At 59.6% G+C, this 6,000-nt stretch carries 5 protein-coding genes and 1 pseudogene; all 6 read left to right on the top strand.

The features are described 5' to 3' along the window. The first annotated feature begins 150 nt into the window (after positions 1-150). Positions 151-1,242: a LacI family DNA-binding transcriptional regulator gene (locus JKL46_RS19160; RefSeq protein WP_246529408.1), complete on the top strand. Its 1,092-nt coding sequence runs from the start codon at positions 151-153 to the stop codon at positions 1,240-1,242. Positions 1,243-1,312: 70 nt separating this feature from the next. Further along, entirely contained in the window at positions 1,313-2,605 is a 1,293-nt protein-coding gene (locus tag JKL46_RS19165) for an ABC transporter substrate-binding protein (RefSeq protein ID WP_201835969.1), read from the top strand. 44 nt (positions 2,606-2,649) lie between these two features. Next, on the top strand, positions 2,650-3,591 hold the full coding sequence (locus JKL46_RS19170) for a carbohydrate ABC transporter permease (RefSeq protein ID WP_201835971.1): 942 nt from the start codon (positions 2,650-2,652) through the stop codon (positions 3,589-3,591). Positions 3,592-3,607: 16 nt separating this feature from the next. Beyond that, complete coding sequence (locus JKL46_RS19175; protein WP_201835974.1) at positions 3,608-4,447, top strand: carbohydrate ABC transporter permease; 840 nt, start codon at positions 3,608-3,610, stop codon at positions 4,445-4,447. Positions 4,448-4,485: 38 nt separating this feature from the next. Then, positions 4,486-5,817, top strand: coding sequence for an alpha-glucosidase/alpha-galactosidase (melA, locus tag JKL46_RS19180; protein ID WP_201835976.1), 1,332 nt, complete (start codon positions 4,486-4,488; stop codon positions 5,815-5,817). Between the two features lie 76 nt (positions 5,818-5,893). After that, positions 5,894-6,000, top strand: a pseudogene (locus tag JKL46_RS35665) (sugar ABC transporter ATP-binding protein); the annotation flags it as partial.

Here is a 6,000-nt window from a genome sequence, read left to right on the forward strand (position 1 = left end):
ACGCATTGCGCGATGATCGGTGAAGGCCGTCAGCTTAGCTGAACAACTAGACCTTAGTCGCAGGCTTGCCCTTAAATTTCAGAATTGACAGCTGCTGGGTTCTGCTAAATCCTTTTAGCTAATTCGATTTAGCAAGAGGTGCGTCGGGTGATGCGACGGGGCGCGACGAATGCAGCACAAACTGGTGCTCCGACCAGTGCCGACGTCGCGCGTCTGGCTGGCGTGTCCCCGGCAACGATCTCCCTCGTACTGAACGGCCGGGCCAGTAAGGTTCGCATCTCTGACGAGACTCGCGATAAGGTGATTGCTGCTGCGGCGCAGCTCGGCTACACGCCGAACCACGCCGCCCGCAGCTTGCGGCAGCGCCGGACGAATATCATCACCTTCGTCCTGCCGACCCTAGACAATCCCTACTTCTCCGATGTGGTGAGGGCAGCCCAGACGGCAGCTCAACAGCATGGCTATGCGGTGTCTGTCATTCCGGCCAAGACGAAGCCGGGAGAGTTCCATGCCCTATCGTTTCTACAAGGCGCTGCCTTCGACGGCATTATAGTGGCAGGACGCGAGAACTGTACCGCTCCGGAACTACGGCAGCTCGCAGCCCGTGGCGTTGCGGTCGTCGCCCTGCAAGAGCAAAGCCCGGATCCGTCTATCCAGAGCGTGAGCGTCGATCTGGAGGCGGGTGGCTACATGGCGACCCGGCACTTGATCGACCTGGGTCACCGCCGCATTGCTCACGTGACAGAAAGGCTGCACGAGCCCGGGACGCGGCGCGATCGTCTCGATGGATACCGCCGGGCGCTGGAGGAGGCTGGCTTGGCCTTCGATCCTTCTCTGGTCCTGACCGCAGAGAACACGATGGCCGGCGGCAGCAAGGCCATCGAGCAACTGCTTGGCCCCGGAATGCAGCGCCCGACAGCAGCCTTCATGTACAACGATCAGATGGCGGTTGGCGCCCTGCACGCCTTGCGCTTGCATGGGCTGAGCGTTCCTGATGATTTCGCCATCGTGGGGTTTGATGGAGTTGCCATCGGGCAGTTCACTGCCCCGGCCCTCACCACCATTGATCATCCGCGCGAGGAACTCGGACGACTTGCGATCGAGGCGCTAATCGGTGCCCTCGAGAAGAGGCCCTCCGACGTCAGGGAGCATTTGCTCCCGGTCAAACTCATCGTGCGCGAGTCGTGTGGGGGAGGGAAGACGCTGTTACCCAGGAGGCAACCCCGAACCCGGACGAGATGAGCGCCGGACCTGCGCAGCAGAATGCAGCACGGCAATCCAAACCAAGCAAAGCTAAACCAAGGAGGAAACCATGACGCAGACATTCGACCGCCGAACGATCCTGAAAGCAGGGCTGGGGGCAAGTGCTGGCCTGATGGTCACCGGGCGGGTCAATTCCAGCCTTGCGCAGAGCCCGGTGCGGCTCACGATGGCGGTATGGGGCGGCAAGGCGGAGGTCGAGGCCTACAACCAGGTGATCGCCAAGTACCAGGCGGCCAACCCAAATGTGAGCATCCGGCTCGACGTCATTCCGTTCGGCCAGTTCTACCAGCAACTCGACACGCGGCTCGCCGGCCGACAGGCGCCGGATCTGTTCCGCGTCACGTACCAGCAGGTCGGTCGCTATGCGCTCGGCAAGGCCGCGATCGATCTCAGCCAGTTCATCGATTCCGGCTATAGCGCCGCCTTCACGCCCTCGGTCTGGAGTGCGGTCAATTACCAGGGCAAGCCGTATGCGCTGCCGCATCACACCGATACGTTTGCGTTGTTCTACAACGCCGACATGCTGGCCCAGGCTGGGGTGACTGTGCCAACGAGCTTGGATCAGGCCTGGACTTGGGAGCGGTTCATCCAGGTCGCCAAGCTCCTCAAGGAAAAGTCCATCGGCTCCTATCCGTTCGCTATGAGCTGGCAGAATTCGGCCGTCCACCGCTGGATGATCTACCTGTACCAGCATGGTGGCCAACTCCTGAACAATGATCTGACTGCACCTCAGATCAACACTCCGGCCGGTATTGAGACCATCGCCTGGACCCAAAGCTGGTTCAAGGAAGGACTGGTTCCCCCGAGCACGTCCGTGAAGAGCGCCGAACCGGTTCAGAACCTGTTTGCCAACGGCACGGTCGCGATGATGTTGAACGGCAACTGGCAAATCCCCTTCGTGAACCAGCAGATGACCAAGTTCAAATGGGGCGTCACGTACCTGCCGCGCGACGTGGCGATGGCCGACGACCTCGGTGGCACCTGTGTGGCAATCTCGCGCGACAGCAAGAGTCCCGAGGTTGCGGCAGACTTCCTGAAATTCCTCGTCAATGAAGAAAACATGCGCGACTACATCAGCGCGGCGCAGTTCCTGCCTGTCCGCAAGTCGCTGGTGGAGGGCGGAGTTCAGTATGCCCTGAGGCCGGACGAGATGAAGGTATTTGTCGAGCAGACGAAGACCATTCCTCAGCATCTCGTCAGCACGGTCGTGCTGCCGACCTGGGGCAAGTTTAACCCGAAGCTGGCGGATGAGCTCGATCTCGCCTTCACCTCGGGACAGTCGCCGGAGCAAACGGCCCAGAACATCGAGGCGCATGTCAAGAATATCCTGTTGTCGTCCTAAACACTCGAGATGAATCCAATCATTCCTCTCACGACGGAAACACCATGGCCGATCTTTCCATGACCTATCCGAAGGAGCGGAGCGAGACGACCACCAGCCGGAAATCCGGCTGGTGGAGTTCATATCGGTCTCGACTGACGCCCTATCTCTTCATCGCACCGAATCTGTTGCTGTTTTCCATCTTCGTGTTCTTCCCGCTTCTATATGCCGCCTATATCAGCGTGCATCAGTGGTCCTTGATCGACGCGCCGGAATTCAACGGCGTGCAGAACTACACAAGACTCCTGAGCGATGGGCAGTTCTGGCAATCATTGACGAACACCGTCATCTACTCGGCCGCAACCGTCCCGACGAGCCTCATCCTTGGCCTGTTTCTGGCAATCGGGCTGAATCGAAAGCTCGCTGCCCGGACGCTGCTGCGCAGCATCTACTTTCTGCCCGTGGTCGTCTCCAGCGTCGCAACGGCCGTCATTGCTGCGTGGCTGTTCAACGACAACTACGGCATCATCAATGCGCTGCTCAAGCAGGCGGGCGTCGGGCCTGTGGCTTGGCTGTCGTCGCCGCGGTGGGCGCTCCCGTCGATCATCCTGACGACGCTTTGGGTGCGGATTGGATTCTGTATGGTGGTCTACCTCGCGGCGCTCCAGTCGATCTCGCCGAGCTACTACGAGGCAGCTGTGATCGACGGCGCGACACGTCCGCAGCAGTTCCGCTTTGTGACATGGCCTTTGCTCCGGCCCACCACATTCCTGCTGCTCATCCTGAACGTTATCTACTCGTTCCAGGTCTTCGACCTGATCTACGTCATGACCGGAGGCGGACCGGGCTTCTCCACCACGATGATCGTCCAGTACATCTACCAGGCGGCTTTCGCGAGTTCGGAAATGGGCTACGCGAGTGCCATGGGCATGGTTCTCTTCGTACTCATTCTGCTCTTCACCCTCATCCAGTGGCGGATCAACCGTCGCACCGAGCAATTCGTCTAGGGGAGGCCGAAACCCGATGGTCACGACAACGAGTCCTGCACGTCAACGCTTCGAAACCGGTGGTCTCTGGCTTCTCCTCACCGCCGGTGCGGCGGTGATGTTTTTCCCGATCTATTGGATGTTCGCCACTGCGATCCGCCCCCGGGACGAGATCTTCAGCGGAGCGGTCAATCTTCTGCCCACGGGCTGGGTGTGGGGCAATTTCACGGCCGCGTTGAGTCGCATGCCGTTCCTGGACTGGACCTGGAACTCTCTGATCATCGCCATCGCGGCGGTCGTTATCACGGTCAGTCTCAATCTGCTATGCGGCTATGCCTTCGCCAAGTTCCGCTTTGCAGGCCGCGACATCCTGTTCATCGGGGTGCTCAGCGCCCTGATGATCCCGATCCAGGTCATCATTGTGCCCCTGTTCCTGGTCGTGGCGGATCTGGGACTGCTGAACAGCTACTGGGGCGTCATCCTCCCTCGCGCGGCTGAAGCGTTCGGCATCTTCATGGTGCGCCAGTTCATGGTCAGCATCCCGGACGAACTGCTCGAGGCCGCACGGCTCGATGGAGCGAGCGAATTGACCATCTTCCTGAAAGTGGTGCTCCCGCTCTCCAAGCCGATCATTGCGGTGCTGATCATCTTCACCTTCATGTGGCGCTGGAATGACTTCGTGCTGCCGCTCGTGATTTTGACCGATCAGGAGATGTACACGGTGCAGCTCGGGTTGAACCTGCTCAAGGGGCAGTACAACACGGAATGGACCGACATCATGGCAATCGCCCTGCTGTCTCTGGCGCCCATGCTCGTGATCTTCGTCTTCTTCCAGCGTCAGCTGATTCAGGGCATCGCCGGAACAGGCCTCAAATAAGCATCGATGCTTCAAAGTACTCTCGAAAGGACCCACATATGTTCAAAGTGGCTATGATCGGCGCCGGAAGCGTCGTGTTCGTCAAAAACCTTCTCACGGATATTCTGGACCTGCCCGAGCTTCGGGAGGTGACGATCTCCCTGCATGATATCGATGCGGAGCGTCTTGAAACCGCCGGCATGATGGCCCGCTGGACGGCCGAGCAGTTCGGCGCCAATGCCAAAGTCGAGGAGCATCTGGACCGCCGGGCACCGCTTGACGGCGCGGATTTCGTCATCAACATGGTGCAGGTCGGCATGCACGAGGCGACGCTGCTCGATTTCCAGATCCCGCGTAAGTACGGCCTCAAGCAGACCATTGCCGACACGTTGAGCATCGGCGGTATCTTCCGCGGCCTGCGCACGATCCCTTTCATGGTCGACATGGTCGCCGAGATGCGGGAGCTTTGCCCGGACGCGCTGCTGCTCAACTATACCAACCCGATGAGCATCCTGACCCAAGCCGTCTATGAGGCTTTCCCGGAGCAGAAGGTGGTGGGCCTGTGCCACAACGTGCAGAATACCGCCAAGGACCTCGCAAGTTACTTAGACGTGCCGGTCGAGCAGTTGTCGTATGATTGCGCTGGCATCAACCATCAGACCTGGTTCCTCAAGCTGCGGATCGATGGCGAGGACGCCTATCCGCGCCTGTGGCAGGCGATGGATGACCCGCAGATCTTCGCCAAGGACAAGGTCCGCTTCGAACTCATGCGCTCCTTCGGCTGGTTCATCAGCGAGTCGAGCGAACACAACGCGGAGTATACCCCTTACTTCCTGAAGCGGGACGATCAGATCGCCGAGTACGACGTGCCGGTGGACGAATACATTCGCCGCAGCGAACGCAATCTCCGCCGCTATCAGGACACGCGCAACAAATTGCTGAACGGGGAGGGCTTTCCGCTCGAGCGTAGCGTCGAATATGGCTCCCTGATCATTCACGCCATGGTTACCGGAAAGCCCCAAGTGATCTATGGCAATGTTAAAAACACCAAGCTGATCGACAACCTGCCGGAAGGCTGCTGCGTCGAGGTGCCGATGATCGTCGACCGCAATGGATTGCGGCCCTGCCACGTCGGCAATCTGCCACCGGAGCTTGCTGGATACTGTGCCCCGCACGTCTTCGTTCAGGATCTCACGGTGAAGGCGGCGCTCGAGGGCAATCGGGACAGGGTGCATCGTGCCGCCCTGCTCGACCGCCATGCAACGAGCGTCCTGTCGATCAAGGAGATCCGTGCCATGGTGGAGGAACTCATCGAAGCTCACGGCGATGCCATGCCAGAGGGTGTTCGGACTGCCAAGGCGCACCCTGAGCAAGTGAAGCGTTTCGCTTAAATTATATTCCTGCATGCGGCGGGGCACTACGGCTCGCCGCATGCCGCAAGGAACAGAAGATTTTGGAGGAAGATCCGTGGCCTCAGTTGAGATCCGCAACATTCGCAAGAACTTCGGAACCGTCCCGGTCATTCACGGCGTGTCGATCGAGATCCAGGACGGCGAGTTCGTGATCCTGGTCGG

Origin of the sequence: Microvirga zambiensis WSM3693 (assembly GCF_016735695.1) — a bacterium.
GTDB lineage: Bacteria > Pseudomonadota > Alphaproteobacteria > Rhizobiales > Beijerinckiaceae > Microvirga > Microvirga zambiensis.